Raw genomic sequence first — 18,487 nt, 5'->3', positions numbered from 1 at the left:
GTCACCGCCGCGACACTGACGGCCGGCTCCCCGGGCGGGGAGCCGGCCGTCGGCGGATACGCGGAAGGGTCACTTCATCCGGGTGCCGGTGGAGCGCAGGTGCTCGCACGCCTCGATGACCCGGGCGGCGAGACCGGCCTCGGCCAGCTTGCCCCAGGTACGCGGGTCGTACTGCTTCTTGTTGCCGACCTCGCCGTCGATCTTGAGGACGCCGTCGTAGTTGCGGAGCATGTGGTCCGCGACCGGCCGGGTGAACGCGTACTGGGTGTCGGTGTCGATGTTCATCTTCACCACGCCGTAGTCGAGCGCCTCCCGGATCTCCTCCAGCAGCGAGCCGGAGCCGCCGTGGAAGACCAGGCTGAGCGGCTTGTCCTTGCCGTACTTGGCGCCGACCGCCTCCTGGATCTGGTTGAGGATCTCCGGCCGGAGCTTGACGTTGCCCGGCTTGTAGACGCCGTGCACGTTGCCGAAGGTCAGCGCCGCCATGTAGCGGCCCTTCTCGCCCAGGCCGAGCGCCTCGACCATGGCCAGGCCGTCCTCGACGGTGGTGTAGAGCTTGTCGTTGATGGCGTTCTCGACGCCGTCCTCCTCGCCACCGACGACGCCGACCTCGATCTCCAGGACGATCTTGCCCTTGGCGGCCTCGTCGAGGAGCTGGGCGGCGATCTGCAGGTTCTCCGCCACCGGCACGGCCGAGCCGTCCCACATGTGCGACTGGAACAGCGGCTCCTGGCCGCCCTTCACCCGCTCCTGGGAGATGGCCATCAGTGGCCGGACGAAACCGTCCAGCTTGTCCTTCGGGCAGTGGTCGGTGTGCAGCGCGATGTTGACCGGGTACTTCTTGGCCACCTCGTGCGCGTACGCGGCGAACGCCACCGCACCGGTCACCATGTCCTTGACGGACGGGCCGGACAGGTACTCGGCACCACCGGTGGAGACCTGGATGATGCCGTCGCTCTCCGCGTCGGCGAAGCCCTTCAGCGCCGCGTTCAGGGTCTGCGACGAGGTCACGTTGATCGCGGGGTACGCGTACCGGCCGGCCTTGGCCCGGTCCAGCATCTCCGCGTAAGCCTCGGGGGAAGCGATGGGCATGTGAAAAGCTCCTTACTTACCGCTCTCGGCCGCGCTGGCCGCTGACTTCCATCGGTGCGCCGGACCGCGCTGTCCACCGTCGGCAGTATCCCGCAGGAGGCGACGGCGGGCACCACCGCCCCGGTGGCCGTCCACCGGTCGGCTCACCGGCGCTCCCACCGGTCCGGTACGGCGACACTGATCAACCAGGTCACCACGGCCATCACGATGGCCCCCCAGAAGGCGGCCCAGAAACCGTCCACCCGGAACGGCAGGTCGAGGGCGCGCGCGAGCCAATCGGTCAGCATGAACAGCAGGGCGTTCACCACCAGCGCGAACAACCCGAGGGTGAGCAGGTAGAACACGCAGCCGACCACCTTGATCACCGGCTTGAGGACCGCGTTGACGACGCCGAAGATCAGCGCCACCACCAGCAGGGTGAGCGCGGTGTTCGCGCCGTTGCGCCCGGTGACGTCGACCCCGGGCACGATCAGCGTGGTGACCCACAGCGCGATCGCCGTGATCACCAGTCGGATCAGGAAGCCCACCGACCCATCCTGACACCACCCGACGTCCCCGGTGGGACGTTCCCGCGTTCCCGCGCCCACCGGGCGACCTCCGCCACCAGCCCGTACGGTGGGGTGGACAGGCCGCCGGCACCAGGGAGGGACGATGGGTCAGCCCCACGAGGACTTCACCCCGAGCGACCACCTCGACCCGCAGGAACGCGACCCGGAGGCCGAGCCGGCCGACGCGGTCGAGCAGGCCGCCGTGGTCGGTCCGGACGAGACCGACGCGGAGCCGCACCGGGGCCTGGAGGTCGACGACTGGGACGCGATGGAGCAGGCCCGGGTGGTCACCGCCGACGAGGACGACTACCGCTGACGGTGCGGGCCGACCGACGTCGTCCCGGCGTGGCGGGGCAACGCGGAGTGTGACCTGCGTGAGAGGCTGACCACTTTCCGTCACCCGCCGGGAGGTAGTCCTCATGCTTCGGCACCACCTACGGCGCTGGTTCGCCACATTCGTCGCCGTCGGCGTGTTCGTCGGCACGGCCGCCACCCCCGCCCTGGCCGTTGGCACGTTCGTCTCCGCCGCCGCCGCGCCGACCGCAGCCGGCGCGGTGAAGATCGAATCGCGGAACCTGCTGGTCGCCCCCGGGCACGGCACCTCGGGTCAGGTCCGCATCGACATCACCCACCTCGCCGAAGGCGAGCCCTTCCACCTCGGCCTGGACCTGTCCGAGCTGGACAAGGTCGGCCGCCTCACCACCTCGGGCGACGGCTGGAGTTGCGCCCAACCCGACAGGCGCCTGCGCTGCACCGCCAAAAAAGGCAAGGCGGCCATGTCGAACGAGTTTCCCACCCTGTTCTTCCAGATCGACGCCCGGTCCGACGCGCCGTTGGACACCCGGGTCGAGCTTCGCTTCGACGTGACGTCGTCCGCGGCCAGCGGCACCCGGACCACCACGGTGACCGTCGTCGAGGGGGTCGACCTGCAGACCGCACCGAAGGCGGAGCTGAGCGTCGAACCCGGCGACCTGCTCGACGTCACCGGCACCGTGCGCAACGCCGGCCCCGGACCCGAACGCGGTGTCGTGCTCACCATGGATCCGGACTGGCTGTTGACGTACCGCGACAACTTCCGCAACTGCCGGTGGAGGGAGGGCACCCCGCTCGTCTGCCGTTTCGACACGGAACTCGAACCGGGCGTCACCTACCGCCTCTCGGATCCGCTGCCGTTCAGGGTGAACCGGATCGCCCGCAGCGGCCTGGTGCTGACCAACCGGCTCCAGTGGTGGACCACCGACGACTGGGCGCTGGTCGAGAACGACCCGACCGCCCCGAAACCGCCCGACACTCCCGGTAACGGCATCGAGCTGCGCCTGGTCGCCCAGCCGTCCGCGGCACGGACCGATCCCGCTGTCCGGAACAGCTGGACCGACGTCCGGGTGACCATCACCGGCGACCGGACGGCGGACGCCGCCGCCGTGGGCGACGAGGCCCGGGTGCGGGTCGGTGACCGGGTGAAGATGACGATCGGCTTCCGCAACCTGGGGCCGACGACCGTGGAGACGTGGCGGGAACAACCCCTGGTGCAGGTCGACATCCCGGACGGCCTGACGGTGGTCGACATCGTCTGGAACTGCTACCCGGTCACCGACGGGAAGTGGAACGGTGGCGACATAGGCGAGCCTGGTGCACCGTCCTACGGGTGCGGTGGTCCCGGGGACTTCGCCGATGCCGGGGAGACCTTCTCCTACGCATTGACGCTGCGCGTCGACCGGCTGACCCGACGGACCGCCGGGGCGGTGACCACCACCCTCGACGGTGACACCGATCACCGCAACGACCGGGCGGAGATCGTGTTCCTGCCGGCCGCCGACGGCAGTGCCGGTGGGGAACCGGACGGGGACGGTTCACTGCCGATCACCGGCGGCGCCGCCGCATCTCTCGCCGCACTGGGTGGGGGGCTGCTCGTTGCCGGCCTCGGCGGCTACCTGGTGGCCCGCCGTCACAGGACCCGCTTCGTCGCCTGATCCTCCTCCACCATCCGAGTCCCGTCGGCGACCCGGTCCGGCGGGTCGCCGCAACCGTCCACGGACCCGACCCGGCCGTTGTGTCGGTTCAGCCGGCCCGTTCGGCCCATCTCTGGACCCGCGCGGCATCACGGGCAGCACGGGAAGCGCGAGATCCATAGGATTCGCAGGCTTCGCTGCTCACCCACGGGAGGAAATCCATGATGCTCAAGCACTCGACCCGGCGCTGGCTCGCCGGGCTGAGCGTGGCCGGAGCATTCGTCGCCGCCTCGGCCACCCCGGCGTCGGCCGAGAGCGCAAAGGTCAATCTTGGCATCTACTTCGATGACACGACCGTCGCACTCGGCTCCGAAGGCAAGACGAACTCGCCCACGCTGCACAGCTCCGTGCCGGCCGTCCTGCGCGGCCTGAGCGTGCGCTACGACTTCGCCGGGCTCAGCGGAAAGGTGACGGTCAAGCCGGAGAGCGTGGGCAGCGGTGACTGCACCTCGCCGCAGCAGGGCGTCCTGGTCTGCACCGACCCGTTCGAGGTCGAGCTCGAGGAGTGGGGCATCGGCGGCTACTTCAACGTCGTCATCGCACCGACCGCCGACGCCCAGGACGGCGACAGCGGCGACCTCAAGGTGACGGTCAGCGCGGACGGTGCCAAGTCGGCCAGCCACACCGCCAAGGTCCGGGTCGGCGAGGGTGTCGACCTCGCCGGCGGCACCGAGGTGACGCGGTCCACGGCCCCCGGTGGGAGTTTCACCGCCCCGCTCACGGTGCAGAACGTCGGGCAGAGCACCGTCAAGGGTGCCGTGGCGGTCTTCGACCACGACCGGGCCATCCGCCCCGGCAAGAAGTACAGCAACTGCACCTACGAGGGTGACCAGCTGCGCACGTGCAGCTTCACCGACCTCGTCGCGGCTCCCGGTGAGAGCTGGACCGCTGACGCCCCGTACCTGCTCGGCAAGGACGCCTACGCCCCGGGCCGCAGCTACGGCTACCACAACTGGATGACGGTGGCGGAGTTCGAGGACTTCACGACGTACCTGGCGCATCTGGGCGTCTCGATCGGCAAGCCCGGCGACGGCGGTGAACTCAGCCTGGGCAAGGGTGGCAACCGGCGGGGTCTCCAGTCCGACACCGACCCCTACAACAACTGGTCCAGCGTGGTGGTCAAGGCCACCGGTAAGAACGGGACGGACCTGGCCGCGATCGGCAACTCGGTGAAGGGCAAGGCCGGTCAGGTGGTCAATGCCACCATCGGCGTCCGTAACGACGGACCGGCGTCGCTGGACTTCAGCCGTAGCGGCAGCCCCGTCACGAAGGTGGACGTCGTCGTGCCGACCGGCACCACCGCCGTCGAGGTGCCCGACACCTGCATGCCCTTCGCCGATGGCGACGCGGACTGGTCGGAGGCCGGCACGCCCGGCGCCAAGGCGTACCGCTGCCTCCCGGACATCTACCTCGCCGTGAACGAGAAGCAGACCTTCTCGTTCGACCTGCGGATCGACAAGGTGGTCCCGGACGCCGCAGGCACCGTGACGATCAACGCCAAGTGCGAGTGTGAAGGGTTCACCGAGGACACCAACGCGGCCAACGACGTCACGAAGCTGCTCGTCAACGCGACCGGCCCCGACGGCGGCACGGACGGCCCCGGCGGGGGTGACGGGGGCGCGGGCGCCGGTGACGGTGGCCCGCTCCCGATCACCGGCAGCTCGACGGCCCTGGTCGGTGGGGTCGGCGCACTGCTGCTCGTCGCCGGTGCCGCCGGCTACCTGGTGGCCCGCCGCCGCCGGACCCGCTTCGTGGCCTGACCTCCGCCGCACCTCCGACGCCCCGTCGACCCACCCGGGTCGGCGGGGCGTCGCGTTCCACCGCCTGCGCACCCGACCGGGCCGGCCCGCCGGGCGTTGCGCCTCGCCGCCCGCGCACCCCGGACCGCTAAGGCCCTGGGGCTCTGGGGAGCGGGGGCCCCGGACCGCTAAGGCCCCGGGAAGCGGGGGCCCGGACCGCTGAGGCCCCGGGGAGCGGCGGGCCGGGCGGCGGCGGGCCGGGGAGCGGCGGGCCCCGGGGAAATGAGGACGACGCCGGATCGGCCACGCTGGGATCATGGGCGTGTGCTGCTCACCCTGACCACCACCCACCAGCCGGCGACGGATCTCGGTTTCCTGCTGGTCAAGCACCCCGACCGGGTGCAGGAGTTCGACCTGCCGGCGGGCACCGCGCACGTGTTCTACCCGGAGGCGACGGAGCAGCGGTGCACGGCCGCCCTGCTGGTCGAGGTCGATCCGCAGCGCCTCGGAGTGGGGCGGCGGCGGGCGGCGTCCACCCCGGAGCACTTCACCCTGGGGCAGTACGTCAACGACCGTGCCTACGCCGCGTCGAGCCTGCTGTCCTCCGCGCTGTCCACGGTGTTCCGCTCCGCGCTGCGCGGGGTGTCCCGGGACCGCCCGGAGTTGGCCGGCACGGCGATCCCGCTGAGCATCCGGGTGCCGGTGCTGCGTTGCCGGGGCGGTGCGGAGCTGGCGGTACGGCTGTTCGCCCCGCTCGGCTGGGCGGTCACCGCAGCCCCGCTCCCGCTCGACGAACAGCACCCCGAATGGGGTGACAGCCGGTACGTCGACCTCTGCCTGACCGGCACGGTCCGCCTCGCCGACGCCCTCAACCACCTGTACGTCCTGCTGCCGGTGCTGGACGACGCCAAGCACTACTGGGTCGCCCCGGACGAGATCGACAAGCTGCTGCGGGCCGGGGCGGGCTGGTTGGCCGACCACCCGGACCGGGCGTTGATCATCCGGCGTTACCTGGCGCACCGGCGGGCGTTGGCCGGGCAGGCGATGGCCCGGCTGGCCGAGTTGCGGCTGGCCGACGTACCCGTGCCGGACGACAGTGTCGACGAGGCCACCGGCCCGGCGGACGCCGACCCTGGGCGGGCGTCCCTGGCGGTGCGGCGGCGCGAGGCGGTGCTCGCCGCGCTGGCGGCCAGCGGCGCGAGCCGGGTGGTGGACCTGGGGTGCGGCGGCGGTGCGCTGCTCACCGCGTTGCTCGCCGACCGGCGTTACACCGAGGTGGTGGGCGTGGACGTCGCTCCCCAGGCGCTGACCGTGGCCGCCCGTCGGCTGCGGCTGGACCGGCTGCCCCAGCGGCAGCAGGACCGGGTCCGGCTGTGGCAGTCGGCGTTGACCTACCGGGACGACCGGTTGCGCGGCTATGACGCGGCGGTGCTGATGGAGGTCGTCGAGCACCTGGACCCGGCGCGGCTGCCCGCGTTGGAGGATGCCGTGCTGGGTCACGCCCGACCGGGCACGCTCGTGGTGACCACCCCGAACGCTGAGTACAACGTGCGGTACGAGGGGCTACCGGCGGGACGGTTCCGGCACCCCGACCACCGGTTCGAGTGGACCCGTGCCGAGTTCGCGGCGTGGATCGACCGGGTGGCCGCCGACCACGGTTACACGGCCACGATCAGCGGGGTCGGTGACCACGACCCCGAGCTGGGCCACCCCACCCAGCTCGCCGTCCTCACCGCCGTGGGCAGCCAGGAGGCGACCCGATGACCACTCTCGACATTCCCGAGCTGGCCCTGGTGGCGTTGGTCGGTGTCTCCGGCTCGGGCAAGTCCACCTTCGCCGCCCGGCACTTCGCGCCCAGCCAGGTGCTCGCCTCGGACGCGTTCCGGGCGATGGTCGCCGACGACGAGAACGACCAGTCCGCCTCCGCCGACGCGTTCGGGGCGCTGCACCACGTGGCGGGGGTGCGGCTGCGGCGGGGCCGGCTCACCGTGGTCGACGCGACGAACCTTCAGCCGCACGCCCGCGCCGGGCTGGTCGCGGTGGCCCGGGAGCACGACGTGCTGCCGGTGGCGATCGTGCTGGACGTGCCGGAGGCGCTGGCCTGGGAACGGACCGAGGCCCGCACCGACCGCACGCACGGCCGGCAGGTGCTGGCCCGGATGCAACGTGACCTGCGCCGGTCGTCCGGGCAGTTGGCCCGGGAGGGGTTCCGCAGGGTGCACGTGCTGCGCGGGGTCGAGGAGATCGACGCCGCGCGGATCCGGCTGGAGAAGCTGTTCAACGACCGGCGGGAGCTGACCGGGCCGTTCGACATCGTCGGTGACGTGCACGGGTGCCGGGCGGAGCTGGAGTCGTTGTTGACGCGGCTGGGTTACCTGCTGCACCGCGACGACGCGGGTCGCCCGGTGGACGCGGTGCCCCCGGCAGGTCGTACCGCCGTCTTCGTGGGTGACCTGGTGGACCGCGGCCCGGACTCCCCCGGCGTGCTGCGCCTGGTGATGGGCATGGTGGCGGCCGGGCACGCGATCTGCGTGCCGGGCAACCACGAGCACAAGCTGCTGCGCAAGCTGCGGGGCCAGGACGTCAAACTCACCCACGGCCTGGCCGAGACGATGGACCAGCTCGCCGCCGAGGACCCGACGTTCGTGGCCGGGGTGGCGACCTTCATCGACGGCCTGGTCAGCCACTTCGTGCTGGACGGCGGCCGGCTGGTGGTGGCGCACGCCGGCCTGAAGGAGGCCTACCACGGCCGCGCGTCGGGCCGGGTCCGTTCATTCGCGCTCTGGGGCGAGACCACCGGCGAGACCGACGAGTACGGCCTCCCGGTGCGTTACCCGTGGGCGCGCGACTACCGGGGTGCGGCGACGGTCGTGTACGGGCACACCCCGACCCCGACCCCGGAATGGGTCAACAACACGATCTGCGTGGACACCGGTTGCGTCTTCGGCGGGAAGCTCACCGCGCTGCGCTACCCGGAACGGGAGCTGGTCTCGGTCGACGCCCGGCGGGAGTGGTACGCCCCGGCCCGGCCGCTGGTCAGCCCGCCGACCCGCCCGGACACGGTGCTCGACCTGGCCGACGTGACCGGGCGTCGGCACCTGGAGCACGCCTACGGCACGCTGACCGTGCCGGCGGAGAACGCCGCCGCCGCGCTGGAGGTGATGAGCCGGTTCGCGGTGGACCCGGGCCGGCTGGTCTGGTTGCCGCCGACCATGGCCCCGTGTTCGACGTCGACGGTGGAGGGGTTCCTGGAGCACCCGGCGCAGGCGTTCGAGGATTACCGGTCGGCCGGGGTGGAGCAGGTGGTGTGCGAGGAGAAGCACATGGGTTCCCGGGCGGTGGTGCTGGTCGAACGGGAACCGGGTCCGTTCGGCGGCGGGGTGGTGCACACCCGCACCGGCCGACCGTTCTTCGGCCCCCCGCTGGACGGGGAGTTGCTGGACCGGGTCCGGGCGGCGGTCGGCACGGCCGGGCTGTGGGACGAGCTGGGCACCGACCGGCTGCTGCTGGACTGTGAGTTGCTGCCCTGGTCGGCGAAGGCGGGCGGGCTGATCCGCGAGCAGTACGCCGGGGTCGGGGCGGCCGGCCGGGCGGCGGTGCCGGCGGCGTTGGCCGCACTGGAGGCCGCGAGCGCCCGCGGGTTGCCGGTGGACACGCTGCGGGACCGGATGGCGGCCCGCCGGGTGGAGATCGAGGGTTACTCGGCGGCCTACCGGGCGTACGTGGCCCCCACCGACGGGCTACGCGGGGTGACCCTGGCGCCGTTCGCGGTGCTGGCCGGGGCGAAGGTGACCTTCACCGACCGGGACCACGGCTGGCACCTGGCGTTGGCCGACCGGCTCTGCGCGGCCGACCCGGAGTTCTTCACCCCGACCCGACGGCAGGTGGTGGAGCTGGCCGACGAGGCGGCGGTGGCGGAGGCCACCGAGTGGTGGTCGGCGCTGACCGGGGCCGGTGGCGAGGGGATGGTGGTCAAGCCGTACGCCGGTCCGGCGGCCCGGTCGGCACGCGGTTCGCTGCTCCAGCCGGGGATCAAGTGCCGGGGCCGGGAGTACCTGCGGATCATCTACGGCCCCGGCTACACCGATCCCGCCCAGCTCGCCGCGTTGCGTCGCCGCTCGCTGGGCCGTAAGCGGGGGCTGGCGCTGCGCGAGCACGCGCTCGGCCTGGCCGCCCTGGACGGGTACGCCGCCGACGTCCCGCTGTGGCGTCGGCACGCGCTGGTCTTCGCGATCCTCGCCTGCGAGTCGGAGCCGGTCGACCCCCGCCTCTAGACCGCCCGTCCTCCAGCAGGTGGGGGTTTCCCCGACCGGGGCGCGTCGTGGCCTGGGTGGGGCCGCGTCGCGGCCCGTCCGGGGTGAGATGCCGGTCGAAGGGGCGCGTGCCGCGACCGACGCTTCGCGGGCTCGGTATGGTGTGTGGCCGTGGACACAGGTGAGAAGACGCGGGTGGTCGCCGAGACGGTCGCGCTGAATCCGCTCGACCCCAAGGATCTGCTCCAGACCTTCGGACTGGTCGGCGTGTGGGTGATCCTCTTCGCCGAGACCGGTCTGCTGGTGGGGTTCTTCTTCCCCGGCGACTCGCTGCTCTTCCTGGCCGGGGTCGCCGCCTCGCCGGTGGCCGACGCGATGTTCGGCGACGGCACCCGGCTCTCCCTGGTCGGGCTGCTGATCGGTGGGCCGGTCTGCGCGATCGTCGGGGCCCAGCTCGGGCACTGGCTCGGGGCCCGCTACGGCCGCCGGATGTTCGAGCGCCCCAACTCCCGACTCTTCAAGAAGGAGTACGTGGAGAAGGCGGAGTTCTACTTCCAGAAGTTCGGCCCGGCCAAGGCCGTGGTACTGGCCCGGTTCATCCCGATCGTGCGGACGTTCCTCAACCCGGTGGCGGGTGCGCTCGGCATGCCGGCGAAGCAGTTCCTCCTGTGGAACGTCGTCGGGGCGATCCTCTGGGTCGACGGCATCCTGCTGATCGGCTACCTGCTCGCCGACCAGATCTACAACGCCATCGGCGACAAGATCGACCGGTACATCCTGCCGGTGGTCGCGCTGATCATCCTGATCTCGGTGCTGCCGATCTTCTTCGAGTTCCTGCGCGACCGTAAGGCCCGTCGGCGCGGTGAGGCCGTCGCGGTGGTCGCCGCCGCGAGCGCGGTGGGGGCGGTCGAGGCCGTCCGGGACGCCGTCGAGCACCACCACCCGCACCACGGGCAGCAGCACGGTGACCCGCAGCAGCACGGGCAGCAGCAGCCCCACGGCGGTGGGCAGCCCGGCCAGCCGCACGGCCGCGACCAGCAGTTCCCGCCGCAGACCTACGGTCAGCCCCAGCCGCCGCAGGACGGTGGACGGTACCCGGAGCACGGTCAGGGCCGCTGAACGCCGGAACGACGAACGGCCGGCCCTCGGGGAGAGGACCGGCCGTTGCATACGCGTACGCCACCGCGGGCACGGTGGTGGATCAGCAAACTGACCGGTGACGGACAACCGTCACCACCCGATGACGCCACCCCTGGTACGCCATCGGACGTCACCCCCTGGTGGGGGCGACGGGTGCAGTCAGCGGGCCTTCTTGGTGGCCCGCTTGCGCGGCGGCGTGAGGAGGTCGGCGATCGTAGCGATCGCCGACGGCACCAGCCGGTAGTAGGCCCACACACCACGCTTCTCCCGCTCCAGCAAGCCGGCCTCGGTGAGGATGCGGAGGTGGTGGCTGACCGTCGGCTGCGAGAGGCCGAGCGGCGCGGTGAGGTCACACACGCACGCTTCGCCCTCGGGCGCCGACTGGATCAGGCTGAGCAGCCGCAGCCGAGCGGGGTCGGCGAGGGCCTTGAGGACCCCCGCCAGCCGCTCGGCATCGGCACGTTCGATCGGCTCGCCGGCAAGCGGCGAGATCTGAGGCATGGTCATTTCAGCCAACGCAGTTCCCACGTATTCCATCCTTCCACCAGCAGCATCGATCCGCCTGCATATCAGCAGATCCGAATCGGCAAATTTTCACGCCACAAGGCCGAGGTCAGCCAACGTAAAGGCCGCCCGATACGGCAGTCCGGCGGCGCGTACGACGTCGCTGGCGCCACGATCGACGATAACCGCCACGCCCACGACCTCCGCCCCGGCCTCGCGTAGTGCTTCGACGGCCGTCAACACGCTGCCGCCCGTCGTCGAGGTGTCCTCCACCGCCAGTACCCGCCGGCCGGCCACCTCAGGACCCTCGATCCGCCGTTGGAGACCATGCGCCTTGCCGGCCTTGCGGACCACGAAGGCGTCCAGGGGTCGATCGGTCTCCGCGGCGGCGTGCAACATCGAGATGCCGATCGGATCGGCACCCAGGGTCAACCCACCGACCGCGTCGTAATTCCAGTCGGCGGTCAGCTCCCGCATCACCCGACCGACCAGGGGAGCGGCCCGGTGATGGAGAGTCACGCGACGCAGATCGACGTACCACTCCGCCTCCCGCCCCGAGGAGAGCACGACCCGGCCATGGACCACAGCCAGGTCAGTGATGAATTTACGCAGGTCGTCGTGGTCCCCCATGCCGATAGAGGGTACTGCGCAAGTCTGTGGGTCGTGTGTGCGGCCCACCCGGATCGGTCACCCGATCGACCGATGACTGGCGATGGACGGCTACGCTGCGCGATCGCACGGGCAGAGTTGTCGCAGGCCAGCGGGCGGCCCGCGCGCCGTACCGCGCCGACGCCCGCTCACTCCCCGGCCGGATCGAGCTGCCCCCGCCGGTCCCGGAAGGCACCCCGCAACAACCGCCGCGGTACGTGTCGAAGGCTCGCGACGGCCAGCTTGTACTTCCAGTCCGGCACGCTGACCGTTTTGCCTTTCCGCAGGTCACGCAGGGCTTCGGCGACCACGTCGTCGGCCTGCAGCCAGATCCACCGTGGCATGCCGGACATGTCGATGCCGGTGCGCTCGTGATAGCCGGTGCGGGTGTAGCCGGGGCAGAGCGCCATCACGTGCACGCCCGCCACCCGGGTGGATTGCCCGATCGACTCGCTGAAGCTGGTGACCCATGCCTTGCTGGCTGGATAGGTGGAGCCCGGCATCACCGGGCCGAACCCGGCAACCGAAGAGACATTTATCACTGCCCCATCGCCGCGTTCGATCATTGGCCCGAGCGCGGCGAGAGTGAGCCGGAGTACCGCGTGCACATTCAACCGGAGCAATTGGGTCTCGTCGGCGACGGTGGAACGCAGAAACGGCCGACTGAGGCTGAGCCCGGCATTGTTGACCAACAGGTGCACCGGGTCGCCCGTGGTCAGTCGCCGTTCCACCCGGGCGCAACCGTCGTCGGTGGACAGATCGGCCGGTACGACCTGGACCTGGTTGCCGTACCGGCCGGTCAGTTCGGCGGCGGTCGCGTCGAGCCGGGTGGCGTCCCGGGCCACCAGGATCAGGTCCCAGCCCTCGGCGGCGAGTTGGCGGGCGAACGACTCACCGATGCCGGCGGTGGCACCGGTGATCAGCGCGCGGCGGCCCGGAGCCGGTCGGTCGGCGGTCACGGTTGCTCCTCAACGGGGCGGCGGCACCGGCGGAACGGCACCGGGGTCAGGCTCGGACGCCGGGGTGAACGGGGGCGGCCCGGACCCGGGGCCCACCGGGCGGCGGGTGGCGAACCAGGTGCTCGCCGCCGGCAGCACCAGCAGCACGGCCACCACAAGGTAGCCGAGGGCCTGGCCCACCGAAACCCCCGCGTTCACCGGCACCCACCAGGACGGGTAGGCGTCGTCGAGGGTGCCGAACAGGTCGGCGACGCCCTGGTCCCCGCTGCCCAGCCGCAGCGGTCTGACCCGCTGGCCGACCAGCGCCGCGAGCGCGCACCCACCGGCGAGCAGGCCCAGCCCGCAGACCACCCAGACGCCGATCCGGGCCGCCCGACGACGGGCGAGCAACCCACCGGCGAGGCCGACCAGCAGCAGCCCCACCAGCACCGTCAGCACCGCCGCGCCGACCGTGCCGAGCCGCAGCAGTCGGACCACGCCGTCGACGTCGCCCGGGTCGGCGGCGGTGTCGGCGGCGGCCACCCGGAACCGGTCGACGGTGCCGCGCAGGGCGAGCAGGGTGGTCACGGCGTAGACCCCGGCGGCGAGCGCCATCAGCCCGAGCAGCGCCGCCGCCGTGGTGACGACGACCGGCCGGCGGGCCGGCACCTGATCCGGGTACGACACGACGATTCCCTCCGGTAGGCGTCGGTGTGCAACCTACTCGGAGGGAATCGTCGGTGTCGCTGTTACGCGCCCGTCAGCTGCCGGCGGGGCGTTGCGGGTCGTCCGGGCCGCTGCCTCCGGCGGGCCGGTCCGGCTCCCCACCCGACGGCGGCTGCCAGGACTGGCCGTCGGACGGCTGCGGCTGGTCCGGCACGCCCGGGGTGGACGCCGACGGGCCGGGCTGACCCGGGGTCGACGACGGTCCGGGGGCACCGGGCTGGCCGGGGGTGCCGGGCTGGCCGGGGGTGCCGGGCTGGCCGGGGGTGCCGGGCTGCGGGTAGTCGGGGGTGGCCGGGTAGCCCGGGGTGGCCGGGTAACCGGGGGTCGCCGGGTAGCCCGGGGTGGCCGGGTAGGCGGCACCGGGAACCGGCGGCTCCCAGCCGCCCTTGGGCTTGCGGAAGAACTCGTTGGACTTCGGCAGGGCGAGCAGGATCAGCGCCGCCAGCAGGGCCAACAGGCTGAGCACGCCGAGCAGGGTGCTGACCGGGTTGTACCAGGAGGGCAGCACGGCGTTCATGCTGCGCTCCAACTCCTCGGCGCTCGGCGCGTTGCCGGAGCCGGAGCCGGCGGAACCGCTGAAACCGGCGGAACCGTTGACCAGTCCACCACCGACGCAGCAGACCATGATGCCGCCGACCACCCAGGTGGCGATCCGGCTGCCGTTCTTGCCCCGGTTGTTGAAGATCGCCAGGACGACGAGGGCCAGCGCGATCAGCAGCAGAATGGCGGACGCGGCGACGGCGAAGACCACGACGGCGGTGCCGAGCCCCTCGACCTCGCTCGCGGTCCCCTCGAACGCGTCCTCGAACGCCTGGCGGAGCTTGCCGCTGATCGCGAGGGTGAGGATCAGCCCGATCAGTTGGAGCGCCGCAAAGAACATCAGCAGATAGCTGGAGAGCGTCACCAGACCCGGACGGGTCCGGGCGGGCGTGCTGTGGGAATCGACCATGATTCTCCTTCCTAGATCACCGCACCACGGTAACGTCCGGAGTCCCGTCGTACCGGCTACGACGGAGCCGTACCCGATGATCGACCTGCCGAATCATCCATCGGCCGGGCGCGGGGCCGCGACCGAAGCGGATCAGACGGGCGCTCCCCCGGCGTCACGACTCGCGCACCAACCGGCGGTGTTCGGCGGTCACCACACCGAGCAGGAGCAGGTCCACCGCCAGCCCGGTCACCGCGCCGAACTGGTTGACCGTGAAGTTGAAGATCTGCCCGAACAGCAGGTCGACCAGGAGGGCCAGCTTGAACAGCCGGAACGCGGCCCGCCGGTCGTTGCGGAGCAGGAACGCGGCGCGGATGCTCAGCACCCCGGCGAGCACCGCCGAGGCCGACACCCCGAGCACCGCGCCCCACTCGCCGAGCTGGTCCAGCTCGCCGGTCACCCCCTCGGTGGTGACCGCCACCACCGTCGCCACCGGCTCGATGACCAGGTAGGCCACCACCAGCAGGACCACCCAACGCTGGGCGGTCAGCCGCAGCAGCGCGTCGCGCAGCCGGGCCACCCAGGGCTGCCAGAACCGCCGTGGCGGTGGTTCCCGGCGCGGCACCACGTCCAGCAGCGCGGAGACCGCCGACTCGACCTCCGGGCCGGCACCCCGGACCAGCCGCAGGGTGGCCACCCTGCGCCGGTCGGTCAACCCCCGGCCGACCCCGCCGACGATCACGTCCAACGCGTTCGCCACCCGTTCGCCGGGGGTCAGCCGGATCCGTTCGCGCAGCGCCTGGGTGATCACCACCAGCAGGGCGAACACGGCGTAGATGATGCCGGCGGCCGGCCGGTAGAAGTAGTCGGTGCCGGCGGTGACGAACTTGCCGACCTCGTCGATGAACAGCCCGAAACCGACCCCGGCGAGCACCGCGCCGGCCACCCGGGCGGCCCCACCGAGGAAGACCAGCGCGACGCCCAGGCCGACGGTCATCAGCAGGCCACCCCAGAGCACGTGCGCGATGTGCAGGCCGCCGCCGCCGAGCTGCGGGTAGCCGGTGGCGTGCAGGAACGCCCGGGTGACCAGCACCGTCGCCACCCCGGACAGCACGAACGCCTGCAGGTACGCCGCAGCGTCCACCGCACGCGGTGGCAGCCGGCGGCGCAGCGACGGTGACATCGTCTCCGAGGCTAGTAGCCGCGCCACTCGCTGCGGGCGTAGTCGAGCACCCTGGGCCGCAACAGGGTGGAGGAGGGCACGTCCAGGCGGCCCCGGTCGGCGGGGAAGGCCGCCGCCGCCCGCAGCACCCCCGGGTCGAGGAAACGCAGCCGGGGCGCGTCGGCCGGCAACTCCAGGGGCGGCGGGGTCCCGCCCGGCGCGGCGAGCACGAACCCCCAGTCACCGAACGACGGCACGTCGACGTGGTACGGCACGGTGGCGAAGCCGGCCTCGCGGATCGACGCCTCGATCGACCAGTACGACCGGGGCGCGAAGTACGGCGACCCGGACTGCACCACCAGCCGGGCGCCCTCGGAGAGCACCGAACGGATCAGGGCGTAGAACTCGACGGTGTAGAGCTTGGCGGTGGCCGTCTCGTCCGGGTCGGGCAGGTCGGCGACGACCACGTCGAAGCGTTCGGCGGCGGTACGCAGCCAACCGAACGCGTCGGTGTTGAGCACCCGGACCCGGGGGTCGTCGAGGGAACCGCCGTTGAGCGCGCGCAACTGCGGCTCGGACCGGGCCAGCGCCACCACCGCCGGGTCGAGGTCGACCACGGTCACCCGGCGCACGTCCGGATAACGCAGGATCTCGCGGACCGCGAGGCCGTCGCCGGCACCGAGGACCAGCACCTCACCGCGCGGGCCACGCATCGCCGGGTGCACCAGCGCCTCGTGGTAGCGATATTCATCGATCGAGCTGAACTGGAGGTCGCCGTTGAGGAACAGCCGCAGGTCGGTGACGGAGTGGCCGACCTCGCGAACCGACCGGGTCAGCACGATCTCCTGGTAGCGGGAGCGTTCGGCGTGCACCACCGGGTCGCGGTAGAGCTGCTGACGGCTGGTCACCTCGAAGTCGGCGGCGGTGACCCAGGCGTACCCCAGGCAGAGGGCGACCACCACGGAACCGGCGCCCAGCACGAGCCGGGCCCGGCGGCTCAGCTCGGCGCGGAACACCGTGCAGACCAGGGCCAGGCCCGCCACCGCGTTCACCGCGCCGACCACCAACGCGCCCTTGAGCTGACCGAAGACCGGGATCAGCAGGAACGGGAAGGCGAGCCCGCCGAGCAGCGCGCCGACGTAGTCGGCGGCGAACAGGTCGGCGACCGCGCTGCCGGCGGCCTGCTCCCGGATGCGTTGCAGCATCACCATCAGCAGCGGGATCTCCGCGCCGATCAGCAGCCCCAGCACGAACGCGGTGCCGACCAGCGCCGGGCCGTACAGGTCGAGCCAGGCGAACGCGGCGTAGAGACCGAGCACCGACAGACCGCCGAGCAGGGCCAGGGTCAGCTCGATCACCGCGAACGCGGCGGCGGCCCGGGGCTGCAACGGCTTGGCGACCAACGCCCCGATCCCCATCGCGAAGACCATCACGCCGAGCACGATCGACGCCTGCCCGACCGTGTCACCGATCAGGTAGCTGCCGAGCGCGACCAGGGCCAACTCGTACACCAGGCCGCAGGCGGCGCAGACGAAGACCGCGAGCAGCACCGACGCGCGGGCCCACCGCCAGCGCGGCCGGACCGCCGGGGTGTCGTCGACCGTGGTCACCGCGCCCCCCGGAAACGCCCGGCCGGCGTCGCCGCCCGCTGCCGCCCACGCTGGACGAACCCGACGGTGATCAGCAGGACGGCGACCAGCAGCAGGCCGGCGGCGGCCAGCACCGTACCCCAGCGGTCCCGCCAGAAGTCGCTGCCGGTGTCCGGCAGCGGGGCCGCCACCGCGCCCGGGTCGGCGGTCGGCGTGGCCGCCGGTGGTGCCGCACCCGTCTCGGCGACCAGCAGCGGCAACGCCACGGCGGCGCGGCAGATCGCCCAGCCCGGATCGTCCACGAAGACGTCCTCGTGCAGGCCGAACCGGGTCAGACCGGTCTGCACGGCGTAGAGGTCGGCCCGGGAGAAGTCGCCCGAGCCGGTCACGGTGATGGTCGCCGAGTCGCTGCTCTCGCTGCTCTCCGCGGTGTACATGATCCGGGCCCGGACCTGCACCCAGCGCGGGCAGCGGTCGTCCTCCTCCACCGCCACCCCGTCACCGAGGTTGGAGCCGACGCTCACCGGCGAGAGGAACGACTCCTCCAGCCGCCAGCCGTAGCAGATGCCCTGGCTGGCGGTCGCCTGGGCGAGCAGCGGCACGGTGTCGGCGCGCTCGTCGGCCGCCGGGGCGGGCACGGTGGTGCCCCCGGAGTCCCGGTTGAAGAGGCTACTGCCCACGCAGACCACCACGACCAGGCCGACGACGATCCAGACGACCCAGGCACCCACGTTCTGTTTCGGCTTCGCCGGCTGCTTCGCCGTGGTCATCAGCTGATGGCGGCGGCGATGATCGCGCCGGTGGCGAGGTGCACCATCGCCGACACCCAGACCGCCGGGTGCGGCTGCTGGTCGACCAGCAGCGTGCCCAGCTTGCCCGGGGTCAACGCGTCGAGCAGCACGAACGCCAGGGCCATGATGACCAGGCCGACGATCCCGTACGCGGCGGAACCGACCAGGCCGAGCAGGAAGTCGTCCTCACTGGCGGCGATCGCGGCCACCACGATGATGCCGACGCCGGCCAGGTTCGAGGTGAGCAGCAACGCGGCGTTACGGTTGCGTTCGGTCCAGATAAGCTCGTGGAGCTTGCCCGGGGTGGCCACGTCCACCAGCACGTAGCCGACGGCCATCAGGACGACACCGACCACCCCGTAGGCGAGGGTGACCAGCAGGTCGGTGACCAGGTTCTGCACAGCGTGCTCCAGGGGTTCG

16 protein-coding genes and 1 pseudogene are annotated in these 18,487 nt (G+C 72.0%); 6 read left to right on the top strand and 11 right to left on the bottom strand.

Annotated features, from left to right (window positions below):
* Nucleotides 1-69: 69 nt before the first annotated feature.
* A complete protein-coding gene (gene fbaA / locus AB0B63_RS10875) occupies nucleotides 70-1,092 on the bottom strand; it encodes a class II fructose-bisphosphate aldolase (RefSeq protein ID WP_208565316.1) in 1,023 nt (340 codons plus the stop codon).
* Between the two features lie 143 nt (nucleotides 1,093-1,235).
* On the bottom strand, nucleotides 1,236-1,619 hold the full coding sequence (locus AB0B63_RS10870; RefSeq protein WP_208565315.1) for a phage holin family protein: 384 nt from the start codon (nucleotides 1,617-1,619) through the stop codon (nucleotides 1,236-1,238).
* Between the two features lie 124 nt (nucleotides 1,620-1,743).
* On the opposite strand from AB0B63_RS10870, the gene AB0B63_RS10865 reads away from it, so the two are divergent.
* From AB0B63_RS10865 to AB0B63_RS10840, 6 genes and pseudogenes are all read left to right on the top strand, one after another.
* On the top strand, nucleotides 1,744-1,956 hold the full coding sequence (locus AB0B63_RS10865; RefSeq protein WP_208565314.1) for a hypothetical protein: 213 nt from the start codon (nucleotides 1,744-1,746) through the stop codon (nucleotides 1,954-1,956).
* A gap of 103 nt (nucleotides 1,957-2,059) precedes the next feature.
* Nucleotides 2,060-3,610, top strand: coding sequence for an LPXTG cell wall anchor domain-containing protein (locus AB0B63_RS10860; RefSeq protein WP_357016844.1), 1,551 nt, complete (start codon nucleotides 2,060-2,062; stop codon nucleotides 3,608-3,610).
* 200 nt (nucleotides 3,611-3,810) lie between these two features.
* A complete protein-coding gene (locus AB0B63_RS10855) occupies nucleotides 3,811-5,409 on the top strand; it encodes an LPXTG cell wall anchor domain-containing protein (RefSeq protein WP_357016841.1) in 1,599 nt (532 codons plus the stop codon).
* A 303-nt stretch (nucleotides 5,410-5,712) separates the two neighbouring features.
* Nucleotides 5,713-7,152, top strand: coding sequence for a 3' terminal RNA ribose 2'-O-methyltransferase Hen1 (locus AB0B63_RS10850; protein ID WP_357016838.1), 1,440 nt, complete (start codon nucleotides 5,713-5,715; stop codon nucleotides 7,150-7,152).
* Complete coding sequence (locus tag AB0B63_RS10845) at nucleotides 7,149-9,662, top strand: polynucleotide kinase-phosphatase (RefSeq protein ID WP_357016835.1); 2,514 nt, start codon at nucleotides 7,149-7,151, stop codon at nucleotides 9,660-9,662. Before AB0B63_RS10850 ends, AB0B63_RS10845 begins: the two co-directional genes overlap by 4 nt.
* A gap of 144 nt (nucleotides 9,663-9,806) precedes the next feature.
* A pseudogene (locus AB0B63_RS10840) lies at nucleotides 9,807-10,595 on the top strand (DedA family protein); the annotation flags it as partial.
* A 345-nt stretch (nucleotides 10,596-10,940) separates the two neighbouring features.
* On the opposite strand, the gene AB0B63_RS10835 reads toward AB0B63_RS10840, so the two are convergent.
* The 9 genes from AB0B63_RS10835 to AB0B63_RS10795 all read right to left on the bottom strand — a co-directional run bounded on the left by AB0B63_RS10835 (nucleotide 10,941) and on the right by AB0B63_RS10795 (nucleotide 18,468).
* Nucleotides 10,941-11,318, bottom strand: a complete 378-nt coding sequence (locus tag AB0B63_RS10835; protein ID WP_007454255.1) for a metalloregulator ArsR/SmtB family transcription factor — start codon at nucleotides 11,316-11,318, stop codon at nucleotides 10,941-10,943.
* Between the two features lie 57 nt (nucleotides 11,319-11,375).
* Nucleotides 11,376-11,915, bottom strand: a complete 540-nt coding sequence (pyrE, locus tag AB0B63_RS10830) for an orotate phosphoribosyltransferase (RefSeq protein ID WP_091252187.1) — start codon at nucleotides 11,913-11,915, stop codon at nucleotides 11,376-11,378.
* A gap of 167 nt (nucleotides 11,916-12,082) precedes the next feature.
* On the bottom strand, nucleotides 12,083-12,892 hold the full coding sequence (locus AB0B63_RS10825; protein WP_208565308.1) for an SDR family oxidoreductase: 810 nt from the start codon (nucleotides 12,890-12,892) through the stop codon (nucleotides 12,083-12,085).
* A 9-nt stretch (nucleotides 12,893-12,901) separates the two neighbouring features.
* A complete protein-coding gene (locus tag AB0B63_RS10820; RefSeq protein WP_357016830.1) occupies nucleotides 12,902-13,558 on the bottom strand; it encodes a hypothetical protein in 657 nt (218 codons plus the stop codon).
* 73 nt (nucleotides 13,559-13,631) lie between these two features.
* Nucleotides 13,632-14,546, bottom strand: coding sequence for a hypothetical protein (locus AB0B63_RS10815; protein WP_357016827.1), 915 nt, complete (start codon nucleotides 14,544-14,546; stop codon nucleotides 13,632-13,634).
* Between the two features lie 154 nt (nucleotides 14,547-14,700).
* Nucleotides 14,701-15,684: a hypothetical protein gene (locus tag AB0B63_RS10810; RefSeq protein ID WP_357017112.1), complete on the bottom strand. Its 984-nt coding sequence runs from the start codon at nucleotides 15,682-15,684 to the stop codon at nucleotides 14,701-14,703.
* A 35-nt stretch (nucleotides 15,685-15,719) separates the two neighbouring features.
* Nucleotides 15,720-17,297, bottom strand: coding sequence for a polyamine aminopropyltransferase (locus AB0B63_RS10805; protein ID WP_357016824.1), 1,578 nt, complete (start codon nucleotides 17,295-17,297; stop codon nucleotides 15,720-15,722).
* On the bottom strand, nucleotides 17,294-18,046 hold the full coding sequence (locus tag AB0B63_RS10800; RefSeq protein WP_357016822.1) for a hypothetical protein: 753 nt from the start codon (nucleotides 18,044-18,046) through the stop codon (nucleotides 17,294-17,296). Before AB0B63_RS10800 ends, AB0B63_RS10805 begins: the two co-directional genes overlap by 4 nt.
* Nucleotides 18,046-18,468 (bottom strand): DUF350 domain-containing protein, encoded by a 423-nt coding sequence (locus AB0B63_RS10795; RefSeq protein WP_219465535.1) that lies wholly within the window; start codon nucleotides 18,466-18,468, stop codon nucleotides 18,046-18,048. Before AB0B63_RS10795 ends, AB0B63_RS10800 begins: the two co-directional genes overlap by 1 nt.
* Between the last annotated feature and the right edge of the window lie 19 nt (nucleotides 18,469-18,487).

This window comes from Micromonospora sp. NPDC049081 (assembly GCF_040648835.1).
Lineage (GTDB): Bacteria > Actinomycetota > Actinomycetes > Mycobacteriales > Micromonosporaceae > Micromonospora > Micromonospora antibiotica.
Note: the sequence above shows the minus strand (reverse complement) of the source record. Positions and strands in the feature narration are given on the sequence as shown.

What these genes read in the sequence shown, in the direction of transcription:
- fbaA (WP_208565316.1), bottom strand. Translation starts at nt 1,092, where the DNA reads ATGCCCATCGCTTCCCCCGAGGCTTACGCGGAGATGCTGGACCGGGCC.
- AB0B63_RS10865 (WP_208565314.1), top strand. Translation starts at nt 1,744, where the DNA reads ATGGGTCAGCCCCACGAGGACTTCACCCCGAGCGACCACCTCGACCCG.
- AB0B63_RS10860 (WP_357016844.1), top strand. Translation starts at nt 2,060, where the DNA reads ATGCTTCGGCACCACCTACGGCGCTGGTTCGCCACATTCGTCGCCGTC.
- AB0B63_RS10855 (WP_357016841.1), top strand. Translation starts at nt 3,811, where the DNA reads ATGATGCTCAAGCACTCGACCCGGCGCTGGCTCGCCGGGCTGAGCGTG.
- AB0B63_RS10845 (WP_357016835.1), top strand. Translation starts at nt 7,149, where the DNA reads ATGACCACTCTCGACATTCCCGAGCTGGCCCTGGTGGCGTTGGTCGGT.
- AB0B63_RS10835 (WP_007454255.1), bottom strand. Translation starts at nt 11,318, where the DNA reads ATGGAATACGTGGGAACTGCGTTGGCTGAAATGACCATGCCTCAGATC.
- pyrE (WP_091252187.1), bottom strand. Translation starts at nt 11,915, where the DNA reads ATGGGGGACCACGACGACCTGCGTAAATTCATCACTGACCTGGCTGTG.
- AB0B63_RS10815 (WP_357016827.1), bottom strand. Translation starts at nt 14,546, where the DNA reads ATGGTCGATTCCCACAGCACGCCCGCCCGGACCCGTCCGGGTCTGGTG.
- AB0B63_RS10800 (WP_357016822.1), bottom strand. Translation starts at nt 18,046, where the DNA reads ATGACCACGGCGAAGCAGCCGGCGAAGCCGAAACAGAACGTGGGTGCC.